Below are 22,238 nucleotides of genomic sequence, written 5' to 3'. Positions count from 1 at the left end.
CGCCGTCAGTTCGTCCGCGAATTGTGCTTCTGCAGATACGCGATCAGCCCGTCGATCCCGCCCGTTGCGAGCTGGCTCTTGAACTGGCCCTGGTAGACCTGGATCAGCCACGCGCCCGACATGTCGATGTCGTAGATCTTCCAGTCGTTGCCGACCTTGCCGAGACGATAGCCGACCGACTGGCTGTCGCCCGGCGTCGTGACCGTCGACTGGACGAGCGCGTCGGCGCCCGACGCGCCGCCGGCCTTGAACGAGAACTTCGCGTCCTGGCTGCCGAGCTGCGCGAGCGACGCGGCGTAGGTGCGCGTCATCAGCAGCTTGAACTGCTTGTACAGCTCCTGCTGCTGTTGCGGCGTGGCCTGCTTCCACGCGTCGCCGACCGCGATGCGGGTCGTGCGCTCGAAGTTGGTCGCGGGCAGGAAGCGCTGCTCGACGACCTGCGTGACCTTCGCCATGTCGCCGCCGCGCGCGGCCGGGTCGGCCTTCATCGCGGTAACGGTACCCTCGACCGCATTGCGGACGATATCGACCGGCGCGCTCTGCGCGAAAGCGGAAACCGACACGGCGGCCGCCGCGACGAAAGCAAACAGATGACGTTTCATACGAATATCGCACTCGGTGGAAAAAAACGACCGGCTCTTTGCATCGGCCGGTGAAGCAAAGTATACCGGGCCTGACGCCCGGCTGCCGCACGGTGACCGACTGTTACCTTTCAGCTTCGTTTGTCACAGGCGCGACCGCGCGGCGCGCCGGGACCACCGGCGCCGACTATGTAAATATCCCCATACAAATAAACCGGTCAACCGTACCGATTCCGCCGTCGCGAGCAAATCTCCTTCCCGCCCCGAATCCACCCCAACGTCACGACCGTCGTCACGCTGCGCCGGTATACTTGGCTACTTTGCCCTTGCCAGCCGCTCCCCACCGCCACATGGTGACATCTCTCATCGTCCGACTCGTTGCGTGGTCGGTACGACGCCCCGTCTGGGTCGTCGTCCTGTCGCTCGTCATCGCCGCCTTCAGCGGCGTCTATGTCGCGCAGCATTTCAAGATCAACACCGACATCAGCAAGCTCGTCGATGCCGAACCTCAATGGGCCGCGCTCGGCCAGGCCGTCGACAACGCGTACCCGCAACGCAACGGCACGATCCTCGCGGTCGTCGAAGCGCCCGCGCCCGAATTCGCGAATGCCGCCGCGCAGGCGCTGACCGACGCGCTGCAGAAGGACGCGACCGCCGGTCGCATCGGCCAGGTCGCCGAGCCCGGCGGCGGGCCGTTCTTCGAACACAACGGTTTGCTGTTCCTGTCGCCGCAGGAAGTCTCCGATACGACGTCGCAGCTCGCGAGCGCGCGCCCGCTCGTCAACGAGCTCGCGAAGAACCCGAGCCTGACCGGGCTCGCGACCACGCTGTCCACCACGCTCGGCCAGCCGCTGCTGACCGGCCAGGTGAAGCTGCCCGCGATGGCGAAGCTGCTCGCGCGCAGCGCGGCGACGGTCGACGACGTGCTGGCCGGCAAGCCGGCCGCGTTCTCGTGGCGCGCGCTGGTCGACAGCGATGCCGCCCGGCAGCCCGCGCGCGCGTTCGTCACCGTGCAGCCCGTGGTCAACTACGGCGCGCTGAAGGCCGGCGCGGAAACCAGCCAGGTGATCCGCGACGCGGCCCGTTCACTCGACCTCGAGAAGCGCTACGGCGCGGTCGTGCGCCTGACCGGCGAACAGCCGCTCGCCGACGACGAATTCGCGTCGGTCGAGGATGGTGCCGCGCTCAACGGCGCGCTCACGCTGCTCGCGGTGCTCGTGATCCTGTGGCTGGCGCTGCGCTCGAAGCGGATGATCGGCTCGGTACTCGTCACGCTGTTCGTCGGCCTCGTCGTGACCGCCGCGCTCGGCCTCGCGATGGTCGGCTCGCTGAACATGATCTCGGTCGCGTTCATGGTGCTGTTCGTCGGCCTCGGCGTGGATTTCTCGATCCAGTACGGCGTGAAGTATCGCGAGGAACGCTTCCGCGATCCGCGCATCGATCACGCGCTGATCGGCGCCGCGCACTCGATGGGCATGCCGCTCGCGCTGGCCACCGCGGCCGTCGCCGCAAGTTTCTTCTCGTTCATCCCCACCGCCTATCGCGGCGTGTCGGAGCTCGGCCTGATCGCAGGCGTCGGGATGTTCGTCGCGCTGCTGACCACGCTCACGCTGCTGCCCGCACTGCTGCGCCTGTTCGCGCCGCCGGGCGAATCGAAGACGCCGGGCTTCCCGTGGCTCGCACCGGTCGACGATTATCTCGATCGCCACCGCAAGCCGATCCTGATCGGCACGCTCGTGGTCGTGATCGGCGCGCTGCCGCTGCTCGCGTTCCTGCGCTTCGACTTCAACCCGCTGCACCTGAAGGATCCGCACAGCGAATCGATGGCGACGCTGCTCGCGCTGAAGGATTCGCCGGAAGCGGCCGTCAACGACGTCACGCTGCTCGCGCCGTCGCTCGCCGAAGCCGACGCGGCCGCGAAGCGCCTCGACGCACTGCCCGAAGTCGGCCGCACGACCACGCTGTCGACCTTCATCCCCGCCGACCAGCCGGCCAAGCGCGCGGCGATCGCCGCGGCCGCGAGCGACCTGCTGCCCGCGCTGACGCAGCCGGCCGCGCCGCCCGCGACCGACGCGCAGCGCGTCGCCGCGCTCAAGCGCGTGTCGGACCTGCTGGGCTACGCGGCCGACGATCACCCGGGCCCGGGCGCCGCGGCCGCGCAGCACCTGTCGGCATCGCTCGCGAAGCTCGCCGCCGCCGACAGCGCGACGCGCGACCGTGCCGAGCGCGCGTTCTCCGATACGCTGCGCATCGCGCTCAACCAGCTCGCGTCGCTGCTGCAGCCGCAGGACATCACGCGCGAATCGCTGCCGCCGCAACTCGTGCGCGACTGGGTCGCGCCGGACGGCCACGCGCTCGTGCAGATCTCGCCGAAGGTGCCGAAGGGCGTCGACCCGAACGACGACACGATGCTGCGCCGTTTCGCGAAGACGGTGAAGGCCGCGGAGCCGGGCGCGACCGGCGGGCCGATCTCGATCCTGCATTCGGCCGACACGATCATCAGCGCGTTCCTGCACGCGGCGCTGTGGTCGATCATCTCGATCACGGTCCTGCTGTGGATCACGCTGCGCCGTTTCGGCGACGTGCTGCGCACGCTGGTGCCGCTGCTCGTGTCGGGCGTCGTGACGCTCGAGATGTGCGTCGTGCTCGGCATGCCGCTCAACTTCGCGAACATCATCGCGCTGCCGCTGATGCTCGGCGTCGGCGTCGCGTTCAAGGTGTATTTCGTGATGGCGTGGCGCGCGGGGCAGACGGGGCTGCTGCATTCGAGCCTCACGCATGCCGTGCTGTTCAGCGCCGCGACGACGGCGACCGCATTCGGCAGCCTGTGGCTGTCGCACCACCCGGGCACGTCGAGCATGGGCAAACTGCTCGCGCTGGCCCTGACCTGCACGCTGATCGGCGCCGTGGTGTTTCAGCCCGTCCTGATGGGCAAACCGCGCGTCAAACGCGCCAAGAACCAATCGCAAGGAATCAATGAATAAGGTGCGAATCATGGCGGCGACCGTTGCCGCCAGCGCGTTGCTGACCGGCTGCGCGACGGGACCGAACCGCAATCCCAACGACCCGCTCGAGCCGATGAACCGGGCGATGTACAAGTTCAACGACACGGTCGACTCGAACATCGCGCAGCCGATCGCGAAGGGGTACCAGAAGGTCACGCCGACGCCGGTGCGTACCGCGATCAGCAACTTCTTCTCGAACATCGGCGATCTCGGCAACATTGCGAACAACCTGCTGCAGCTGCGCATCACCGACGCGACGGAGGATCTGATGCGCGTGGCGATGAACTCGCTGTTCGGCGTCGCCGGCCTGATCGACATCGCGACGCCGGCCGGGCTGCCGAAGCATCACCAGGATTTCGGGCTGACGATGGCGCGCTGGGGCGTGCCGTCGGGCCCGTACCTCGTGCTGCCCGTGTTCGGGCCGAGCACGATCCGCGACGGCGTCGGCCGCGCGGTGGACGTGCGCTTCAACCTGCTGAACTACATCGAGCCGGCCGCGCGCAACCCGATGTACATCGCGCAGTTCATCAGCGCGCGTTCGGACCTGCTCGGTGCGACCGACCTGTTGAATCAGGCTGCACTCGATCCGTATTCGTTCGTGCGCGATGCGTACCTGCAGCAGCGCAAGTCGCTGACGTACCGCAGCCAGTCGTCGTCGGGCGCGCTGCCGACCTACGACGAACCGGGTGAATCGGGCGCCGCGCCGGCCGTGCCGGGGCTGCCGAACTACGAGGATCCGGGCGAGTCGGGCGGTGCATCGGGCGCCACGCCGAGCAACGCACCGGCCGCGCCGGGGTTGCCGCAGTACGACGATCCGGGTGCGGACAACGCGATGCCGGCGAGTGCGCCGGCTGCTGCGCCGGCCGCGGCTTCTGCAATGCCGGCGTCATCCGGTTCGGCGACCGTGCCGGCCGCGCCAGCGGCCCCCGCAAGCAACCCGGCCGCGCAGTAACGCCGCAACGGCGGCCGCGCAAAAGCAAAGAGCGCTGCATCATGCAGCGCTCTTTTTTTGTCGGTGCGAAACGGGAGGAGGGGAAACGCGGCGCGTACCGCTCAAACGATCCGCATCGCGCCCGCACGCTCGAACGCGTGCCTTGCCTGGATCAGCGTCGTGCGCGCCGCGCGCGCGTCGCTTGCGACCTGCAGCAGCGGGCCGAGCTGCGACGGCTGCTTCAGCAGTTCGCGCAGGATCGGCAGGATCGCCGTGCTGCCGTCGTCGCGCAGGCCGGCGGTTGCCGCGCGCGGCAGCGTACGCCACGCCGGATCGACGATCGCGCGGCACACCGCGAACGGCACGCCGCGCGCGGCCGCGAAAGCCGCCGCGATGTGCGACTCCATGTCGACGGCCAGTGCGCCCTTCGCGTGATGCAGCGACGCCTTGTCCTGTTCGCTGATAACCGGTGCGCCGACGGCCGCGATCGTGCCGCGCGTGACGCGCGCCCAGACCGGCGTGTCGTGCAGCGCAGCGACGAGCCGCGTGCTCCAGCCCGCGTCGGTCTCCACGCGGCCGAACGGCCCGTCGATCGCGTTCGCGATCACGAGCGTGCCGGGCGCCAGGTCGGGCGCGAGCCCGCCCGCCGTGCCGAAGCTGACGATGCCCGCGCAACCACGCGCGGTCGCGTCCGCCAGCGCGCGCTCGAGCCGGTCGGCCCGTGCGGCGAACACGGCCTCGACGCCGTCACCGCGAGCGATGCGCGCCTCGAATGCCATCCCCGTCACCGCGATGACAGGCAATGCGCCGTTGTGCTGTGACACGCCCACGCGTTACATCCCGACCGTGACGCGCGTCGCGTTGTCGCGCTTCAGGTTGCGGAAACGCGCCAGCGCCCACAGCGGGAAGAACTTGCGATAGCCGTGGTAGCGCAGGTAGAACACACGCGGGAAGCCCGTCGCCGTGAAGCGCGTCTCGTCCCACAGGCCTTCTTCGTTCTGCCGGGCAACCAGGTAGTCGACGCCGCGCGCAACGGCCGGGTTGTTCACCTCGCCGGCCGCCATCAGGCCGAGCAGCGCCCACGCCGTCTGCGACGCCGTGCTCGGCGCCTGCTCGAAGCCGCGGTAGTTCAGCTTGTAGCTGTCGCCGTCCTCGCCCCAGCCGCCGTCCTTGTTCTGGATCGACAGCAGCCACTGCGCGCCACGCTTCATGCGCGGATCGTCCGGCGTCAGGCCGGCCGCGTTCAGCGAGCACAGCGCGGTCCACGTGCCGTACACGTAGTTCATCCCCCAGCGACCGTACCAGCTGCCGTCCGGCTCCTGTTCCTTCAGCATGTAGTCGAGCGCGCGGCGGGCCGGCTCGCTGTTCAGCGGCGTCTCGCCGAGCTGCGACAGCATCGACAGGCAGCGGCCCGACACGTCGGACGTCGGCGGATCGAGCAGCGCGCCGTGATCCGAGAACGGGATGTTGTTCAGGTAGTACTGCGTGTTTTCCGGTTCGAACGCGCCCCAGCCGCCGTCGCTGCTCTGCATGCCGACGACCCACTCACGCGCACGCGCCATCGATTCGCGATACGTGTCCGATTGCTCGAGCTTCTGCGCGCGATCCATCGCCATCACGACCACGGCCGTATCGTCGACGTCCGGGTAGTGCGCGTTCGCGTACTGGAATGCCCAGCCGCCGGGCCGCACGTGCGGGCGGCGCGAGATCCAGTCGCCGCGCACGTCGAGGATCTGCAGCGGACGCAGCCATTCGAGGCCGCGCAGCACGGCGGCTTCCGCGCGTGCATCGCCGGTCTCGAGCAGCGCATGCGCGGCGAGCGACGTGTCCCACACCGGCGACAGGCACGGCTGGCAATAGGCTTCGTCGTCTTGCACGACGAGCAGCTTGTCGAGCGCCTTGCGCGCGATCGCACGGTTCGGATGATCTTCCGCATAGCCGAGCACGTCGTACATCATCACCGCGTTGGCCATCGCCGGGTAGATCGCGCCGAGGCCGTCCTCGCCGTTCAGGCGCTCGTCGACGAACGACACGGCCTGGCGGATCGCGCGTTCGCGCGTGTAGCTCGGGAACAGGCCGTCGACCGCGCGCAGCGCATGGTCGACCACACGGAAGAACGCGAACCAGCCGGCGCTCTGGTGCCCCTGGCGCGGCAACAGCCCGGCGTTGACGGGCGGATCGATGAACAACTCGTCGATGCGCACGCCGCGCGGGTTCTTCGCGATCGGCCGCTTCGCGTTCAGCACGAGCAGCGGCACGATCACGGTGCGCGCCCAGTACGACACCTTCGACAGGTGGAACGGGAACCACTGCGGCAGCAGCATGATCTCGACCGGCATCATCGGCACCGCCCGCCACGGAATCGCACCGTACAGCGCGAGCTGGATGCGCGTGAACACGTTCGACATCTCGGCGCCGCCCATCGCGTGGATCGCGCGGCGCGCACGTTGCATGTGCTCGGCGTTCTCGTCGTCGCCGATCACCTTCAGCGCGAAATACGCCTTCACGCTCGCGCTGATGTTCGGCGCGCCGTCGGTGAACAGCGGCCAGCCGCCGTCGGCCTGCTGGATGCGGCGCAGATACTTGCCGATCTTCTGTTCGAGCTCGAGGTTCGGCGTCTCGCCGAGATAGTGGACGAGCAGCACGTATTCGGCGGGAATCGTCGAATCGGCTTCGAGTTCGTAGACCCAGTGTCCGTCCGCTTGCTGCGCGGCCAGCAGCGCGTCGGTCGCACGTGCGACGGCCGCGTCGACGCCGGCCGGCACGGCGCCGGCGGACAAGGTAGCCATTTCGGTGAGATCGTTCATCGGTCCCTCTGTTACTTACTGTGTCTGGAGCACGTCCGCGGCCAGTTGGCCGGAACGGATCGCGCCCTCGATCGTGGCGGGTAAACCGGTGGCAATCCAGTCACCCGCCAGCACGAGATTGGTCCAGCGCGTACGCACGGCCGGACGTTTCATTTCCTGCGACGGCACCGCCGCAAAACCCGCGCGCGGCTCGACGACGAGCTGCCACGCGGGGATGGCTTCCGGGTTCGCGCCGGTCACGCGCGCGACGTCTTCCCAGATGCGCCGCGCGAGCGTGTCGCGCGGCGTGTCGAGCCAGCGGCCCGCGTCGCGGATCGTCGCCGCGAGCTGGCCGCCGCCCGTGCGCACCGCATCGACGATGCCGTTGACGACGGTCGTCTGCAACGGCGCGCCGGCTGGCGTCTCGACCGCGAAATACGCGGTCACGACCGCGCTGAACGTGTCGGGCGCGGCGAGTTCGGGCACGAGCGGCTGCGCGACCTCGGGCGGCACGGCCAGCACGACCGCGTCGCCCGGCGCGAGATCGATGCGCTCGCCGCCGACCGACACCGCATCGACCGCATTGCCGTGCGCGCCGAATTCGAACGCGTCGAGCCGCGAATTCAGCCGGATCTGCGCGCCGCCGTGCTGCAGCATCCGCAGCGCCGGTTCGACGAATGCGCTGCCGAGTCCGTGGCGCGCGACGAGCGGACGGCAGCCGGGGCCGCCCGCGGCGAACGTGCCGCACAGTGCGGCGCGCGCGAGTTCGGCGCTCGCATGGCGCGGCTCGACGTTCAGCACACCGAGGAAATACGGCCGCAGCCAACGATCCCACAGCACGCCGTCGCATCGCATCGTCTGTGCAAGCGAGCGACCCGTGCGCGCGAACGCGAGCGGGGCAAGCGCGAGGTAGTCGAGCGGCGTCGTGCCCGGCGCGCGCGACGCGGCATCGGACAGCCACGACGGCCAGCGCCCGCTGCCGAAGCGCAGCGTCCAGCGCTGCTGCGACGCGACGTCCACGACCGGAAATTCAGGCAGCGCGGGCCCCGCGAGCTGATCGGCCGCGCCGATCGCGCGCAGGTAGCGCTGCGTCGCGGGTTGCCCCGCGAACACCGTGTGCAGCCCGCTGTCGAGCGTCGTGTTCAGCGTCCCGTCGAACCACGAACGGCAGCGGCCGCCCGCGTGTGCATGCGCGTCGTGCAGCACGATGCGCCGCCCGCGGCGTTGCAGCTCGACCGCGGCCGACAGGCCCGCGAGTCCGGCACCGATCACGTGGACGGTTCTGGGCATCGACTCGGTCGACTCAGAACAGCGCGTAGCGCGCAGCGATCATCAGCATGCGCGCCTTCGGCTTGCGCAGCGGCGCGCGCGGCGCGGCAAAGCCGCGTGCGACCGCCGCCTCGAGAATGCAGCGATAGGCGCCCGACATGATGCGCGGCGCCTTCACCTGCGCACGCGGGCAGGTGTCCATCACCGCGTCGGCCTGGCGGAAGTGCTCGAGCGCACGCTCGACGAGCGTCGCGCACACGCGCGGCAGCGCCGGATCGCGCACGATGGTCGCCGGATCGGCGATCGCGATGCCTTCGCGCGCGAGCAGCTCGCGCGGCAGGTAGCAACGGTTGATCGCCGCATCGTCGTCGATGTCGCGCAGGATGTTCGTCAGTTGCAGCGCGCGGCCGAGGTGATGCGACAGCGTGATCCCTTCGGCTTCCGGCATCCCGAAAATCCTCACCGACAGCCGGCCGGCGGCACTCGCCACGCGATCGCAGAAGAGGTCGAGCGTCGGCTCGTCGGGCGCGCAAATGTCTTCGACCGCATCCATCGCCATCCCGTCGATCATCGCGTGGAAATCGTCGCGCTGCAGGTTGAACGCGCGGATCTCGCGATCGAGCGCGGCCAGGTGGCGCGGCGGACGGCCGGCGAAGCACGCGTCGATGTCGGCGCGCCAGCGATCGAGGCCCGCGTTGCGCTCGGCGCGCGGCAGGTCGCTGTCGGCGATGTCGTCGACCGCGCGGCAGAACGCGTAGACCTGGAACATCGCATCGCGCTGCACGGCCGGCAGGATGCGCATCGCCAGATAGAAGGAACTGCCCGATGTGACGGCAGCGGCGTCGGTTTCTTGTTCGTCCACGACGGTATTGGAAACGGCCAAGACGAGCTCCACGGAGACACCCACGCGGGGCGATTGAAGAAGCCATGCCCGGCTGGGATGGTCAGGGTGTCAAATGCGTGCGAGATATGCGAACGATCGACGCAGACAGGCACAAATTGCCGGCCGGAAGCCGGAATTGGGCGAAAGTATAGCAATCTTTGAAGTTCGATGGCGGACACGCGCCCCGCCGGGCGGGGCGCCGGGCACCGCTGCCGGGCCGGAGCGGCGGCCCCGACGGGAACAGGTGCCGCGCGGTGCGTCAGCCGTAAACGATGTCGCGCTGCAGGTCGAGCGCAATGAGCCCCATTTCGCGCGTGAGCTGCAGCATCGAGCGGCGCTCGAGGCGCGAGCCCATGAAGCTCGTCACGCGGCCGTCGGGCTCGGCGGTGAACTGGAACACCGCGCCGCCCGTGCCGAACCACGCGCCCGGCACGTCCGGCGATTCCTGCCAGTCGACCTGCTCGAACACGCGCGCGATACCCGCGCGCACCAGGTCGCCCGGGCCGATCGGCGGTGCGATCTCGCCCAGGTCGTCGAGCGAATAGGGGCCGGGCTTGTCCGGCTTCCGGTAGAAGAGATAGTCGACGTTCATGGGGCGCAATCGCGGGCAAAGTAACAAATTAGCGCGCTTCGGCACAAATTCAAATCAGATCCGGACGAAATGTGGCCTGCGCGAGACAAAAGGGACGGATCGAAGCCGGCCGCGCGATCGCGCTGTGCGTTCGCGTCTGGATGCCGGCGGGTTCGTCTAAGATGACACCTTTCTCAAAAAATACGGACACCATGGAGACGAACGACACCGCCACCCCGCAGTCCGGCCATCCCGTTTTCGTACTCGTGCACGGGGCGTGGCACGGCGCGTGGTGCTACGCGCACGTCGCGGCCGCGCTGGCTGCGCGCGGCCACCTGTCGATCGCGCGCGACCTGCCCGCGCACGGCATCAACGCCCGCTTTCCCGCGTCGTATCACGAACGGCCGCTCGACAAGGACGCGTTCGGCGCCGAGCCGTCGCCGGTCGCGAACACCACGCTCGACGATTACGCGACGCAGGTGATGCAGGCCGTCGACGACGCGTATGCGCTCGGCCACGGCAAGGTCGTGCTGGTCGCGCACAGCATGGGCGGCCTCGCGATCACGGCAGCCGCCGAACGCGCACCGGAAAAGATCGCGAAGATCGTCTATCTCGCGGCCTTCATGCCGGGCTCGGGCGTGCCGGGCCTCGACTACGTGCGCGCACCGGAAAACAAGGGCGAGATGCTCGGCCCGCTGATGCTCGCGAGCCCGCGCGTGGCCGGTGCGCTGCGCATCGATCCGCGCAGCGGCGACGCCGCGTATCGCGACACGATGAAGCGCGCGCTGTACGAAGACGTGCCGCAGGCCGACTTCGACGCGGTCGCGAACCTGATGACCTGCGACGTGCCGGCCGCGCCGTTCGCGACCGCGATCCCGACGACCGCCGCGCGCTGGGGTGCGATCGATCGTCACTACATCAAGTGTCTCGAGGATCGCGTGATCCTGCCCGCGCTGCAGCAACGCTTCATCGACGAAGCCGACGCGCTCGCGCCCGGCAACCCGACCCACGTGCACCAGCTCGACAGCAGCCATTCGCCGTTCATGTCGCAGCCGGCCGTGCTGGCCGGCGTGCTCGCCGACATCGCGAAAAGCTGAGCGGGGCGGGTGCGGTCTACGCGTAGGCGACCGAACGATCGCGCCCGAGCCGCTTCGCGCGATAGAGCGCGGCGTCGGCCTCGTTGACGAGCACGTCGCTGGTCGGCGCACCCGTCTTCGCGCACGCGCCGCCGACGCTCGCCGTCACCGGCACGCTGACCCCCTCGGCATCGACCGGCAGGCTGCCGATCGCGTCGCGCACCTTGTCGGCCACCAGCATCGCCTCGTCGAGATTCGTGCACGGCAGCAGCAGCGCGAATTCCTCGCCGCCGAAGCGGCCGAACGTATCCTGCGCCCGCACGATCGACGCGACGCGGCGCGCCGTTTCGCGCAGCACGGCGTCGCCTGCCGCATGCCCGAAGCGGTCGTTGATCGTCTTGAAGTGGTCGAGATCGAACAGCAGCACCGACATGTCGCCGCCGTAGCGCTGCCAGCGCGCGAACTCGTCGCCGAGCCGCGCCTCGAAGAAACGCCGGTTCGCGATGCCGGTCAGCCCGTCGCGATTCGCGTGCTCGCGCAGCTTCGCGACCGCTTCCTCACGCTCCCGCTGCATCACGCTGACGTGCGTGACGTCCGAGATCGTCACGCATACGGCTTCGACGTCGCGGCCGCGCGTGAGCGGCATGAACGTGCAGTCCTGCTGCATGTAGTCGACGCCGCCCGTGATCGGCCGGTCGTGCTCGAAGCGGAACAGGTAGGGCCGCTGCTCCCACGAGCTGAATGCGAAGCTGCCGAGCTGGAACACGCTCTCGATCTTGCGCGACAGCCATGCGTGCGGCAGGTCCGGAAAACAGTCGAACAGATTGCGGCCGATCACGTCGTCGGCCGGGATGCCGCTGTGGTCCTGCATGAAGCGGTTCCACATCAGTACGTTCATCGAACGGTCGAGCACGAACAGGCCGAAGCCGACCCGCTCGATCACGAGGTCGCTCAGCAGCGGAGCGGCGGCCGTCATAGCGCGGACAGCAACGCGTCGAGCGCGTCGCCCATCAGCCGGATCGAATCTTCGGCCATCAGCATCACGAAGTGGGCGCGGAACGTATGGTCCTCGAGCCCGAAGTTCACCTCGAGCAGCAACGCAACGCTCCATGCGAGTTCGTTCGGCTGGAACACGTCGTCGAACGATACGTTCGCGCCGAGCAGCCCTGGTGGAAAAAACACGGGCTTGCGCCCGAGTTCGTCGAGAATCGACGCGACGCACGCGCCCATCAGCACGTTCGCGACGTCGAACACGAGCTCGTCCGGCGTCGCCATCCCGCCGTACACGCCGTCGCCGAACGTGCGGTCGACGACCGACATGAGCCGCGCGACGCCCGCCGTGCGGCACAGCACGATCGCCTCGCCCTTGATGTCGGAGCGGAAGCCCTGGCGCACGGCGGTCACGTTGTCGTGAATGCCCGTCATCTCGCGCAGCGCGTTACCCGCGTCGGCCGCTTTCACGACACGCACGCGCGGCACCGACAACTCGATGAAGCGCCCAAGCAGCAACGCAAGCCGCGCGGCTGCGCGGCCCATTGCAAGGTTGGCGATCTCCTGCAACGCGTCGCGTTGCTCCGCCGTGAACACCGATTCAGGCATACAACCCATACTCCTTGAGAATGGGCAGCAATGCCTCCGACGTCACGGGCTTGGCAACGAATGCGATCGCGCCTAATTCACGCACGCGTGCTTGCGCCTGCGGCTGGATATCGGCGGATACCACGATCACGAACGTGTTCAGATCTTCGTGGCGCAGTGTTTCCAGGACCTGATATCCGCTCATGTCGGGCATCGTCAGGTCCAGAAACATCACGGAAGCTTTGCCGTCACGATAGAGCGCCAAGGCCTCGCGACCATTCGCTGCATACGCGACTTCAACGTCCCAGTCTCCCGGCAGCGCCTTTGTCATCAGTTTGCGAGCGAGCAGCGAATCGTCGGCAATTACAATCGGCAAAGGCATGGGGCGATGCGGTATACGGAATGGTCTCTCTCGCGTTAACGACCGCGCGGCGCACTTCTTTAGGGCCATGCGTTTCGCGCGCGGGCAACCGCCTTGCGACCGCGCGCGGGCGCCGCGACGCAGGTGCGCGCGACGCACCGCGCGGCGATCGCCGGCGGGCGCATATATCTGTCATAGGGAAAGCAAGGCGCGATTCTCTGAGTAAACCGAAGGCGATGCAACTCGCCATTTTCACCATTTCGGACAGAATCGATCCGATCGCGCGTCATTCCGAAAACAGCCGCGACCATTTTCGAGATAAGTACGCAAAATTTTTCCTTGTGTACGTTTGCGCTGCCGGATTCGTCGCGTTTTCAATCTGACAGTTTCCCTCTGTCAATTTCGACAGGATCTCGCCCGTCCGGCGCGCCGCGGCGGGCCGCCGCAACTCGTTTATGATGGCAGGCACCTCTGCCTCACCCGCCTTCCCCGATGACGTCCGAACGGCCTGCCGACTCCCGCGCTCCCGCCCCCCCTCCCGCCGACGACTGGCAGGACGACGGCAACTACGCGTCCGGCGCACCCGAGCACGATTTCGCGGTCCGCCGCGTCACGCTGATCGTGCTGCTCGTCGCGGCGATCGTGCTGCCGTGCATCTACGTGGTGGTGATGGCATACAACGACCTGAAGACGCGCGAGGCCGCCGCGAGCGACGTGACGATGCGCACGGTGCGTGTCGCCGAGGAGCACGCGCTCAAGGTGTTCGACCTGAGCGAGACGCTCGATGCGCGCATCGTCGACCTCGTGCAGGACATGGACGACGCCACCGTGCGCAACCGGGAATCCGACATCCACGAAGCGCTGAACACGATCGGCGGCGGCTATCCGCAGGTGGCCGCCGTGTCGATCTTCGGCGCGAGCGGCATGCTGCTCGCCAACAGCCTCTACTATCCGGCGCCGTATGCGTCGATCGCGAACCGCGACGACTTCGCCGGCATCCGCGACGGCAAGGTCATCGAGCACATCTCGCGGCTGATGATGGGGCCGCTCAAGCTCGAGAACATCCCCGTGTTCAACACGGGTGTCGCACGCCGCCATAGCGACGGTTCGTTCGCCGGGATGGTGTCGATCGCGCTGAAGTCATCGTATTTCAACGCGTTCTACCGCGACCTGCTCGGCGGCGCGAGCACGCCGATGACGATGGCGCTCGCGCGCTCGGACGGCGCGGTGATCGCGTCGTATCCGCCGCCGCCGGCGCTCGCGCACACCGATCGCTCGGTCACGTTCGGCGACGCGCACAACGATCCGCGCGCGGGCGTCGTGCGCGTGCGGCACGACGGCGCGAGCAGCGAGATCGTCGCGTACCGCCAGGTCGGCAGCTATCCCGTGTACGTGACGTGCGCGTACCGCACGTCGGCGATCTGGCATGAATGGTACGAACACCTGAGCGTCCTGTTCATCTCGATGTTCGCGCCGTCGGTCGCGCTATGGTCCGTGATCTGGCTGTCGCTCAAGCGGCTGAAGGCGGAAGAGGAGGCATGGGACCGCTGGCAGGCCGAAGCGTCGATGCGGCGCTCGATCGAATCGGCGTACCGGCAGTCGCGCAAGATGCAGGCGCTCGGCAACCTCGTCGGCAGCGTCGCGCACGACTTCAACAACCTGCTGATGATCATCTCGAGCAACGTGCAGATCGCGCGGCGGCGCGGCGTCCAGCATCTCGACAAGGAACTCGGCGCGATCGAGCGCGCGCTGAAGAACGGGCAGTCGCTCACGCGCCAGCTCCTCGGCGTCGCGCGCAAGCAGCCGCTGCACAACGAGACGATCGACGTCGGGCAATGGGTCGGCACGTGCCGCGAACTGCTGAAGACGTCGCTCGGGTCGAAATCGTCGCTGGTCGTGGCGATCGAGCCCGGCGTCTGGCCGATCCGGGTCGACGTCGCGGAGCTCGAGCTCGCGGTGATCAACCTGGCGGTCAACGCACGCGACGCGATGGCGGCCGGCGGACGCTTCACGGTCGGCGCGCGCAACGTGACGCTGCGCCGCGAGGACGGTTTTCCGCTGACCGGCGATTTCGTGCAGATCTCGCTCGACGACACGGGTTCGGGCATGGCGCCCGACGTGCTCGCACGCGCGTTCGAACCGCTGTTCACGACGAAGGCGCAGGGGATGGGAACGGGGCTCGGCCTGCCGCAGGTGTTCGCGTTCTGCGAACGCTCGGGCGGCCTCGCGACGATCGACAGCGCAGTCGGCGCCGGCACGTCGGTGCGTCTCTACCTGCCGCGCGCGCGCGCCGAGGACGTCGTCGCGCGGCCGCCGGCCATCGCGCACGATGCAGGTTCGGGCGCGCTCGCCGGCCTGCACGTGCTGCTCGTCGAGGACAACAGCGAAGTCGCGGCCGGCACGGAAGCGCTGCTGTCGCTGCTCGGCCACCGCGTGACCTATGCGCCCACCGCCGACGATGCGTTGCGCCTGATCGAGGGCGCAGCCGCGAACGACGCGTTCGACCTCGTGATTTCGGATATCCACATGCCGGGCCGGCTGAACGGCATCGACCTGGCCGAAGCGGTCGAGAAGCGGCCGGGGAAGCTGCCCGTGATTCTCGTCACGGGTTATGCGGAGGAACTCGACCGCACGCGCACCGTCAACGTCCGCGTGCTGTCGAAGCCGTTCGACATCGCGCTGCTCGACGAGATCCTGCTGGGCATCCGCGAGGCGCGCGACGCACGGCACGCCGGCGCGTGACCCGCGGCATGCGGGCGGCGCCGGCGGCGTGAACGGGCGAGACGATCAGGCCGGCGTCATCAGGCCGATTTCAGCAGGCGCACCCAGCCCGCGTAGCGATCGACGAAGCCCTGCAGGAACTTGCGGGTGTCTTCGCTGACGATCTGCCCCTGGTCGTCGATGCGCGCCGGATCGTGCTTGATGAACATCTCGGGCTGGCCGAGCGTTTTCACGTCGAGATACGCGAGCACGTTGCGCAGGTGCTGCTGCGCGAGCGCGGTGCCCACTGCGCCCGGCGACGTGCCGAGTACCGCACCCGGCTTGCCCGACCACGAGTTGGAACCCCACGGGCGCGAGCCCCAGTCGAGCGCGTTCTTCAGTACGCCCGGCATCGACCGGTTGTACTCGGGCGTGACGAACAGCAGCGCGTCGGCGGCTTCGATCGACTGCTTGAAGCGCTTCGCGACTTCCGGGAAATCCGCGTCGTAATCCTGGCTGTACAGCGGCAGTTCGCCGATCTCGACGAACTCGAACGAAAAATCGGCGGGGGCGAGCGAGATCACGGCGTGCGCGAGCGCGCGGTTCGTCGACGCGCGACGCAGGCTGCCGACGACGACCGCAATACGATAGGACATGGCATTCTCCTTCCGGTGAGTGAGGAATCGGATCGATTGCTTCCGAATGGGCGACAAAGGTCTGTTTATAGGCAAGCCAGCCCGCGAGCCGTCCCACGGGGCCGTCAGGCCGACTTTCCACAAGGTTTTCCACAGAAATTGTGGATAACTCGACCGTTATGTTCTGACGTTACAGATTGCCCGTCGCGCGGCGCCGTCGACGCGCGGGGCGGGAGTTCGGCAAGCATAGCGCAGCGCGCCGGCCGGTTTCGTGAATTCGTGACGGAACATGCGTTGCAGCGTGGCGGCGTGCCCAGTAAGCTGCTCGCACTGCGATCGCGCCCGCGCTGTGGCGCATGCGCGATCGTTTCGAGACACTGCAACCCAGACATGCCGTCCGCCTACGACGATCCCGTTTATCTCGCGCAATTGCGGCGCGACCTGCTGCGCTTCGCGCGGCTCCAGCTCCGCGATGCCGACGCGGCCGAAGACGCCGTGCAGGAAGCGCTGGCGGCCGCGTGGTCGCACGCGGGCGATTTCGCCGGGCTGTCGGCCCACAAGACCTGGGTGTTCGGCATCCTGCGCAACAAGCTGATCGACGTGCTGCGTGCACGGCAACGGATGGTGAGCCTGACCGCGCTCGACGCCGAGCTCGACGGCGAATCAGTGCTCGATCGCGAACTGTTCAAGGAAAACGGGCACTGGGCCGCGCATGCGAAGCCGCGGCCGTGGCCGAAGCCCGAGACGCTGTTGCAGCAGCAGCAGTTCTGGACGCTGTTCCAGGTCTGCCTCGACCACCTTCCGGAGCAGATCGGGCGCGTGTTCATGATGCGCGAGTTCCTCGATGTCGAGATTACGGACATCTGCAGCGAATTGACGCTGACGACGAATCATTGCAGCGTGCTGCTGTATCGGGCGCGCACGCGCCTGCGAACCTGCCTGAGCGAAAAAGGACTGACGACCGAAGATGCTGCCGGGGAAATGTACTGACATCACGCGACTGCTGTCGGATGCGCTCGACCGGCATCTGACGTTGCACGAGCGCCTGCAGGTGCGTGTGCATCTGCCGACCTGCAGCGGATGCAGAACCTATCGCGGACAGATTTCGCTGTTGCGGACGGCCGCGAAAGCGGCGGCGGGGCGGGAGCCGGACGATGACGGCGGGTCGTCGTCCGGTGAGCGCTAGACGCCGCTCGCTCGTGGTGCCGCTATCGTTCGCGTAAGCGGGCGGCGGGCGGCGTGATGCCCGATGGTCACGCCGACTCGATTGGGACGGCTCGCGCACCGGACTGATGCAATAATAAAAATACGCCGGGCAAGAATTATTCGAACAGCCCTTTCACCGATTCCGGCGGCCGGCCGATCGCCGCCTTGCCCCGGTACACGACGATCGGGCGCTGCAAAAGAATCGGGTGCGCGGCAATCGCTGCGTAGGCTTCCGCGTCGGTCAGATCCGCGCGAGCCAGATTCAGTGTCTTGTACGGCTCCTCGCCGTCGCGCAGCATGTCGCGAACCGGGCGGCCGAGCTGCCGATGCAGCGTTTCCAGTTCCTCCGCCGTCGGCGGCGTCTTCAGGTATTCGACGACGGTCAGCGGCGCGCCGGCGGTATTCAGCGACTCGACCAGCGCAAGCGTCTCACGCGACTTCGAGCATCGGGGGTTGTGGTAGATCGTGATCATCATTCAGGCCTGGATGGTAGAGCCCTGTATTGTAGCCAGTCTGTATCGAGAGGCTCGGTGGGGCAGGCCCGGCGAGATCGGGGGTGGGATTCGATCGTCGTCGATGCTGTTTGGCGAATCGATGCCTCACGAACTCGCGACGCGAGGGGGTGCGCTTCAAGGACTTGCTTCAATGAAGCGACGTGTTTATGCGCATAAAGTCGAACGGCCCACGTGCTCGGGATGAGGAACCGGGATCCGCATGCCGATGCCTCCTGAAGGAAGCCTTGAGCGGGAAGGTGAAGAGTGGGCGATCGCGTGACCAATCGAGGGGCTTTATGCGCATAAAGTCAGCGATCGACCGGTGACGCAACCCGACGATTCAAGGCCCGGTCGTATGTCGATACGCCACGGCACCTCGGAATCACGGCATCGACAGGCAGCCCTCGACGCGACATCGCCTCGCACTCGATTCAGACCAGCAGGTGATCCCTTCATCACTCGCCCTCCATCGCCTCCGGTTTATGCGCATAAACGCCGCGCCCGATGATTGCGTTGTATCGGCACATGCCGGCTCAATGACTCGCGTCGACACTCCGTCCTGAGCCACCGCTTGCAGACCACAACCCTTGCTCGCGAATCGGAGGCGATCTCGCAAGAGATTTGGCCGCCTCGGTCTCCGCTGAGTTTATGCGCACAAACTCAGCCGCTCGCTGGCAAGACTGCGCCCACCCGGCGAAAGGGCAGAGCGCCAAGATAGGTCATTGATGATCGGTTCGCGTCGACCATGTAGCGCGCGAAGACCCGACCGTCGAGCGGCCCATCAACCTCTTCGTGCATCGACCGCCCTCTCGAATCGAGCCACCGATCTTCGCCAGCTCGTTTATGCGCATAAACCGATAGCCCGAATGGCTAATGCGTAGTTGTTGAACGACAATTTCATTGAAATTCAAATATCGTCCTGTAGAATTCCAACGACCAAAACAGGAGTGAAAATTGGCCGCGGAAATCATTGCAGTCACTCAACAAAAAGGTGGCGTCGGCAAAAGCACGATTGCCATGCACCTCGGCGCCGCGTTCCATGAAAAAGGGAAGCGCGTCCTCGTCATCGACGCAGACCGTCAAAACACGCTGGTTCACTGGTCGAGCGCAGCCGGCGACAGCGAAAACGGCATCCCGTTTCCGGTCGTCAACCTCGCCGAAGCCGACGGCCAGATCCATCGCGAGATCAAGAAGTTCATCAACGACTACGACATCATCGTCGTGGACTGCCCGCCGTCGATCACCGAGAAAGTCTCCGGCGTCGTCCTGCTCGCCGCATCGATCGCCGTGATCCCGACGTCGTCGTCGCCGGCCGATTACTGGTCGAGCGTCGGGCTGGTGAAGCTGATCCAGCAGGCGCAGGTCATGAACGAAGACCTCCGCGCCGTCTTCCTGCTGAACAAGACCGAAGAGAAGCGCATGCTGACCCGCGAGCTCAAGCGTGCACTCGAGGAGCTCGGCTTTCCGCTGCTGAAGACCCAGATCCCGACCCGGGAAGCGTACAAGCAGGCGATGGCGCTCGGTCAGACCGTGCTGCAGATGAACGATCGCGGCGGCAAGCTGGCCGCCACCGAAATTCGCGCATGTGCCGACGAAATCGTCGCCATGCTGCCCTGACTTTATGCGCACAAAGGAGTCACATGAAACCCTCCCAATTTGCCAAAGGATTCCAAGCGCGCCCGGATATCACGACGAGCGAGAAGCGCACGGCGCTTGATCGGCTCAATGCGATTGACGGCATCGTCAAGTCCGAGACGCCCGCCCCGGCGCCGACCAAATCCGCCAAGAAAGACATCGCACCGCCGGCTGCTCCGGAACTCACGATCGATCCGTCGATCGACGAATCGCAGCAATATCGCGCGTGGCGCCTCGAGAACCGCTATGCGCCCGGGCAGGTGATCGAGCTGTCGCTGAAGGCGATCAAGCATAGCCCGTTCAACCCGCGGCACTTCTATCTGAAATCGTCGATTGCCGAACTCGCGGTCAACCTCGCGAAGCAGGGGCAACAGCAGGCGATCCACGTGATTCCGGACTACGACGCCCCGGGCACGTATTTCGTCAGCGACGGCGGCCGCCGCGTGCGGGCGCTGAAGGAAGCGAACAAGGAATCGGTCAAGGCGATCGTGATCGACGTGCCGATCGGTATCCAGAGCTACAAGCTCGGCTACGACCTCAACGTCCAGCGCGATTCGCAGACGGTGTTCGACAACGCCGTCGTGTGGCGCCGCTTCCTCGACGACAAGCATTTCCAGAGCCAGAAGGAGCTCTCCGAGCATCTGGGCCTCGACGAGTCGACGGTGGCCGTCGCGCTGTCGATCGGCAAGCTGCCGGAAGCGATCATGCAGGAAATGGTCGCGCGCCCCGATCGCTTCGGATCGAACATGGCGTATCAGGTCGGCCGCTATCACAACGCGCGCGGCACCGAGGCGACGCTGCGCCTGATCAACAAGATCGTGTCGGACGATCTCAGCACGCGCCAGGTGTCGGACATCGTCAAGGGCCGCGTCGCGGCGCAGGAAACGCCGAAGCCCGCGGGCCGTCAGCGCTATGCGCAGCGTCTCGAGATCAAGCTCGGCGGCAAGTCGGTCGGCGACCTGAAGTCGTATGGCGAAGACCGCATCGAATTGCGCCTGCGCGGCCTCCCGAAGGACAAGCGCGACGCGATCCTCGAGCAGCTCGAGCGGATGCTGTTGTCGGAGTGATGGAAACGGCCGGCAGGGCCTGGTGAAGACGCCGGGCCCACCCGACTGGCGGGCGGGGCCGGCGGCGGCCCGTCAGCGGGCCTGAGCGGGCCTCAGGCGGCCCGCGACTGGTTCAGCGTGAACGACAGCAGATCGCCGTCCGTCGGCTCGCCCCAGGTCTTCTGGGCCAGCCAGTCGAAAAAGGCCGTCTCGGCCAGCTTGGAATCGAGGCCGCGCTTGCGCCAGTCATCGCGCAGATGCGAACCCATCGTCGGCAGTGCCTCGGATTCGAACGACTCGCGCGCCACTTCGCGCTCCGCGTCGCCCTGCTCTTCGTACAGCACCTTCGCTTCCTTGCGGCGGAACGCCGCGAACTCGCTCAGCAGGCGAGCCTTCAGATCGTCCGGCTGGGCGGCTACGACCTTCGCGGACGGCGTGCCGGCAGGCAGCGCGTCGACCGACTCGACCGGCGGCGCATAACCCTTCTTCAACGCATCCTTGAACAGAGCCGGCGCGCTGCGCACCGGCGGCAGCGTCGTGCTGCGCATCCGCTGCTCGGTCATCTGCAGTGCGGCGCGAATCCGGTTTTCCTCGCTGTCCGCATACAGCGTCTGCGCTTCCTTCAGCGGGATCCCGAGCTTCACCATCCGGTCGACCAGCGTGCTGTCGAACACATTCGGATGCTCGTCGAGTGCGAGCATCGGCTGCTTGCGCTCGGTCACGCGGAACTGGATCTCGGCCACCCGGCGCCCTTCGCGGTGCTCGATCAGCTCGACGAAGATGTTGGTGACCGCGTTGACTTCCGCGATCGCGGGGCGCAGGTAGTCGCGCTTGAAGTACTTGTACTCGCGCTTCGCCTCGTCACCGGCCTCCGTGTCGGGCGTGCCCGACAGGATCGGCCGCCACCACTCCCACGGCTCGCGCATCGTCAGGTGGCTCGGGTTCGTCAGGTAACGCACGCAGATCTCGTACAGCGCGAGACCGGCGCTGCTGCGCAGCTGGCTCTGGAACTGCAGGCTCAGCCGCGCGTACTGGACCGGGTCGAGCAGCTTCTTCTTGATCTTCGGCGCGAACGAGAATTCGACCCACACGCGGCGGGTCGTCGGATCCTCGAGAATTTCAGCATCGGCGATCAGCGTGGAGATCCCCCACTTGCGGCCGGGCTTCTGGCTCGACGTCCCCGTGCTCCATTCGACCTGAACCGACACCATGCGGCGCAGGTGTTCCTTCACCAGTGCGGTGTCGTTCGAATCGAAAGCGGAGTTGGCGACGATGTCCGACAGCAGCGCGCGATACGTATCGCCCGAGTCGTCGGCCTGCTGCGCGACGGCCAGCAGGACATTGAACAGCTTGCGAGTGAGGAGCGTGATCTTGCCGCTTTTCGGCTGAATGGCAATCGCCTCGACGGCCTTGCGCAATTCGGCTGAACTGGCACTCACCACATCCACATCGGTTTTCTTGGCGCGCTTCGTCGTGGCCAT

General features: G+C 67.0%; 20 protein-coding genes. 8 read left to right on the top strand and 12 right to left on the bottom strand.

Annotated features, from left to right (window positions below; all coding sequences use genetic code 11):
* Nucleotides 1-5: 5 nt before the first annotated feature.
* Complete coding sequence (locus tag AC5LXK_RS16890) at nt 6-602, bottom strand: MlaC/ttg2D family ABC transporter substrate-binding protein (protein ID WP_493392636.1); 597 nt, start codon at nt 600-602, stop codon at nt 6-8.
* 329 nt (nt 603-931) lie between these two features.
* On the opposite strand from AC5LXK_RS16890, the gene hpnN reads away from it, so the two are divergent.
* Nucleotides 932-3,565, top strand: a complete 2,634-nt coding sequence (hpnN, locus tag AC5LXK_RS16885) for a hopanoid transporter HpnN (protein ID WP_493392635.1) — start codon at nt 932-934, stop codon at nt 3,563-3,565.
* Nucleotides 3,558-4,538, top strand: a complete 981-nt coding sequence (locus tag AC5LXK_RS16880) for an MlaA family lipoprotein (protein WP_493392634.1) — start codon at nt 3,558-3,560, stop codon at nt 4,536-4,538. The genes hpnN and AC5LXK_RS16880 overlap by 8 nt, the downstream gene beginning before the upstream one ends.
* Before the next feature lie 101 nt (nt 4,539-4,639).
* On the opposite strand, the gene AC5LXK_RS16875 is transcribed toward AC5LXK_RS16880, so the two are convergent.
* The 5 genes from AC5LXK_RS16875 to AC5LXK_RS16855 all read right to left on the bottom strand — a co-directional run bounded on the left by AC5LXK_RS16875 (nt 4,640) and on the right by AC5LXK_RS16855 (nt 10,047).
* Nucleotides 4,640-5,296 (bottom strand): phosphorylase, encoded by a 657-nt coding sequence (locus tag AC5LXK_RS16875; protein WP_493394095.1) that lies wholly within the window; start codon nt 5,294-5,296, stop codon nt 4,640-4,642.
* Between the two features lie 54 nt (nt 5,297-5,350).
* The gene (gene shc, locus AC5LXK_RS16870) at nt 5,351-7,324 is read right to left on the bottom strand and encodes a squalene--hopene cyclase (RefSeq protein ID WP_493392633.1); all 1,974 of its coding nucleotides are present in this window, start codon (nt 7,322-7,324) and stop codon (nt 5,351-5,353) included.
* Between the two features lie 15 nt (nt 7,325-7,339).
* The gene (hpnE, locus tag AC5LXK_RS16865) at nt 7,340-8,593 is read right to left on the bottom strand and encodes a hydroxysqualene dehydroxylase HpnE (protein ID WP_493392632.1); all 1,254 of its coding nucleotides are present in this window, start codon (nt 8,591-8,593) and stop codon (nt 7,340-7,342) included.
* Between the two features lie 13 nt (nt 8,594-8,606).
* Nucleotides 8,607-9,455, bottom strand: a complete 849-nt coding sequence (gene hpnD / locus AC5LXK_RS16860) for a presqualene diphosphate synthase HpnD (RefSeq protein WP_493392631.1) — start codon at nt 9,453-9,455, stop codon at nt 8,607-8,609.
* A 259-nt stretch (nt 9,456-9,714) separates the two neighbouring features.
* Nucleotides 9,715-10,047 carry a hypothetical protein gene (locus AC5LXK_RS16855; protein ID WP_493392630.1) on the bottom strand — a complete coding sequence of 111 codons (333 nt, stop codon included), beginning with the start codon at nt 10,045-10,047 and terminating at the stop codon, nt 9,715-9,717.
* 191 nt (nt 10,048-10,238) lie between these two features.
* Between AC5LXK_RS16855 and AC5LXK_RS16850 the strand changes: the two genes are divergently transcribed.
* Complete coding sequence (locus AC5LXK_RS16850) at nt 10,239-11,123, top strand: alpha/beta fold hydrolase (protein WP_493392629.1); 885 nt, start codon at nt 10,239-10,241, stop codon at nt 11,121-11,123.
* A 16-nt stretch (nt 11,124-11,139) separates the two neighbouring features.
* Here AC5LXK_RS16850 and AC5LXK_RS16845 read toward each other — a convergent pair whose 3' ends face one another.
* From AC5LXK_RS16845 to AC5LXK_RS16835, 3 genes are read right to left on the bottom strand one after another with little or no spacing between them, the layout of a single operon-like run.
* On the bottom strand, nt 11,140-12,078 hold the full coding sequence (locus AC5LXK_RS16845; protein WP_493392628.1) for a sensor domain-containing diguanylate cyclase: 939 nt from the start codon (nt 12,076-12,078) through the stop codon (nt 11,140-11,142).
* Entirely contained in the window at nt 12,075-12,701 is a 627-nt protein-coding gene (locus tag AC5LXK_RS16840) for a chemotaxis protein CheC (protein WP_493392627.1), read from the bottom strand. Before AC5LXK_RS16840 ends, AC5LXK_RS16845 begins: the two co-directional genes overlap by 4 nt.
* Nucleotides 12,694-13,062: a response regulator gene (locus AC5LXK_RS16835; protein ID WP_175845712.1), complete on the bottom strand. Its 369-nt coding sequence runs from the start codon at nt 13,060-13,062 to the stop codon at nt 12,694-12,696. Before AC5LXK_RS16835 ends, AC5LXK_RS16840 begins: the two co-directional genes overlap by 8 nt.
* 471 nt (nt 13,063-13,533) lie before the next feature.
* On the opposite strand from AC5LXK_RS16835, the gene AC5LXK_RS16830 reads away from it, so the two are divergent.
* Complete coding sequence (locus AC5LXK_RS16830; protein WP_493392626.1) at nt 13,534-15,783, top strand: hybrid sensor histidine kinase/response regulator; 2,250 nt, start codon at nt 13,534-13,536, stop codon at nt 15,781-15,783.
* 59 nt (nt 15,784-15,842) lie between these two features.
* Here AC5LXK_RS16830 and AC5LXK_RS16825 read toward each other — a convergent pair whose 3' ends face one another.
* Nucleotides 15,843-16,397 (bottom strand): NADPH-dependent FMN reductase, encoded by a 555-nt coding sequence (locus AC5LXK_RS16825; protein WP_050013472.1) that lies wholly within the window; start codon nt 16,395-16,397, stop codon nt 15,843-15,845.
* Nucleotides 16,398-16,766: 369 nt separating this feature from the next.
* Here AC5LXK_RS16825 and AC5LXK_RS16820 point away from each other — a divergent pair, with 369 nt between their 5' ends.
* Both AC5LXK_RS16820 and AC5LXK_RS16815 read left to right on the top strand, forming a co-directional pair.
* Entirely contained in the window at nt 16,767-17,366 is a 600-nt protein-coding gene (locus AC5LXK_RS16820; RefSeq protein ID WP_493392625.1) for an RNA polymerase factor sigma-70, read from the top strand.
* Nucleotides 17,344-17,562, top strand: coding sequence for a zf-HC2 domain-containing protein (locus AC5LXK_RS16815; protein WP_493392624.1), 219 nt, complete (start codon nt 17,344-17,346; stop codon nt 17,560-17,562). The genes AC5LXK_RS16820 and AC5LXK_RS16815 overlap by 23 nt, the downstream gene beginning before the upstream one ends.
* Nucleotides 17,563-17,698: 136 nt before the next feature.
* On the opposite strand, the gene arsC is transcribed toward AC5LXK_RS16815, so the two are convergent.
* Nucleotides 17,699-18,055: an arsenate reductase (glutaredoxin) gene (arsC, locus tag AC5LXK_RS16810; RefSeq protein ID WP_493394094.1), complete on the bottom strand. Its 357-nt coding sequence runs from the start codon at nt 18,053-18,055 to the stop codon at nt 17,699-17,701.
* Between the two features lie 975 nt (nt 18,056-19,030).
* Here arsC and parA point away from each other — a divergent pair.
* Both parA and AC5LXK_RS16800 read left to right on the top strand, forming a co-directional pair.
* Complete coding sequence (parA, locus tag AC5LXK_RS16805) at nt 19,031-19,693, top strand: ParA family partition ATPase (RefSeq protein ID WP_124450694.1); 663 nt, start codon at nt 19,031-19,033, stop codon at nt 19,691-19,693.
* 23 nt (nt 19,694-19,716) lie between these two features.
* Nucleotides 19,717-20,778 (top strand): ParB/RepB/Spo0J family partition protein, encoded by a 1,062-nt coding sequence (locus AC5LXK_RS16800; protein ID WP_493392623.1) that lies wholly within the window; start codon nt 19,717-19,719, stop codon nt 20,776-20,778.
* Nucleotides 20,779-20,870: 92 nt separating this feature from the next.
* Here AC5LXK_RS16800 and AC5LXK_RS16795 read toward each other — a convergent pair whose 3' ends face one another.
* Nucleotides 20,871-22,238, bottom strand: a complete 1,368-nt coding sequence (locus AC5LXK_RS16795; protein ID WP_175848270.1) for a replication initiation protein — start codon at nt 22,236-22,238, stop codon at nt 20,871-20,873.

Source organism: Burkholderia pulmonis, from assembly GCF_984667975.1.
The sequence above is the reverse complement of the archived record's forward strand: the minus strand, read 5'-3'. Positions and strand labels throughout refer to the sequence as shown.

What these genes read in the sequence shown, in the direction of transcription:
- AC5LXK_RS16820 (WP_493392625.1), top strand. Translation starts at nt 16,767, where the DNA reads ATGCCGTCCGCCTACGACGATCCCGTTTATCTCGCGCAATTGCGGCGC.
- AC5LXK_RS16830 (WP_493392626.1), top strand. Translation starts at nt 13,534, where the DNA reads ATGACGTCCGAACGGCCTGCCGACTCCCGCGCTCCCGCCCCCCCTCCC.
- AC5LXK_RS16875 (WP_493394095.1), bottom strand. Translation starts at nt 5,296, where the DNA reads ATGGCATTCGAGGCGCGCATCGCTCGCGGTGACGGCGTCGAGGCCGTG.
- hpnN (WP_493392635.1), top strand. Translation starts at nt 932, where the DNA reads ATGGTGACATCTCTCATCGTCCGACTCGTTGCGTGGTCGGTACGACGC.
- AC5LXK_RS16825 (WP_050013472.1), bottom strand. Translation starts at nt 16,397, where the DNA reads ATGTCCTATCGTATTGCGGTCGTCGTCGGCAGCCTGCGTCGCGCGTCG.
- AC5LXK_RS16840 (WP_493392627.1), bottom strand. Translation starts at nt 12,701, where the DNA reads ATGCCTGAATCGGTGTTCACGGCGGAGCAACGCGACGCGTTGCAGGAG.
- AC5LXK_RS16800 (WP_493392623.1), top strand. Translation starts at nt 19,717, where the DNA reads ATGAAACCCTCCCAATTTGCCAAAGGATTCCAAGCGCGCCCGGATATC.
- AC5LXK_RS16795 (WP_175848270.1), bottom strand. Translation starts at nt 22,238, where the DNA reads ATGGCCACGACGAAGCGCGCCAAGAAAACCGATGTGGATGTGGTGAGT.
- arsC (WP_493394094.1), bottom strand. Translation starts at nt 18,055, where the DNA reads ATGATCACGATCTACCACAACCCCCGATGCTCGAAGTCGCGTGAGACG.
- AC5LXK_RS16835 (WP_175845712.1), bottom strand. Translation starts at nt 13,062, where the DNA reads ATGCCTTTGCCGATTGTAATTGCCGACGATTCGCTGCTCGCTCGCAAA.
- AC5LXK_RS16850 (WP_493392629.1), top strand. Translation starts at nt 10,239, where the DNA reads ATGGAGACGAACGACACCGCCACCCCGCAGTCCGGCCATCCCGTTTTC.
- hpnE (WP_493392632.1), bottom strand. Translation starts at nt 8,593, where the DNA reads ATGCCCAGAACCGTCCACGTGATCGGTGCCGGACTCGCGGGCCTGTCG.
- AC5LXK_RS16880 (WP_493392634.1), top strand. Translation starts at nt 3,558, where the DNA reads ATGAATAAGGTGCGAATCATGGCGGCGACCGTTGCCGCCAGCGCGTTG.
- shc (WP_493392633.1), bottom strand. Translation starts at nt 7,324, where the DNA reads ATGAACGATCTCACCGAAATGGCTACCTTGTCCGCCGGCGCCGTGCCG.
- AC5LXK_RS16890 (WP_493392636.1), bottom strand. Translation starts at nt 602, where the DNA reads ATGAAACGTCATCTGTTTGCTTTCGTCGCGGCGGCCGCCGTGTCGGTT.
- AC5LXK_RS16845 (WP_493392628.1), bottom strand. Translation starts at nt 12,078, where the DNA reads ATGACGGCCGCCGCTCCGCTGCTGAGCGACCTCGTGATCGAGCGGGTC.
- AC5LXK_RS16855 (WP_493392630.1), bottom strand. Translation starts at nt 10,047, where the DNA reads ATGAACGTCGACTATCTCTTCTACCGGAAGCCGGACAAGCCCGGCCCC.
- AC5LXK_RS16815 (WP_493392624.1), top strand. Translation starts at nt 17,344, where the DNA reads ATGCTGCCGGGGAAATGTACTGACATCACGCGACTGCTGTCGGATGCG.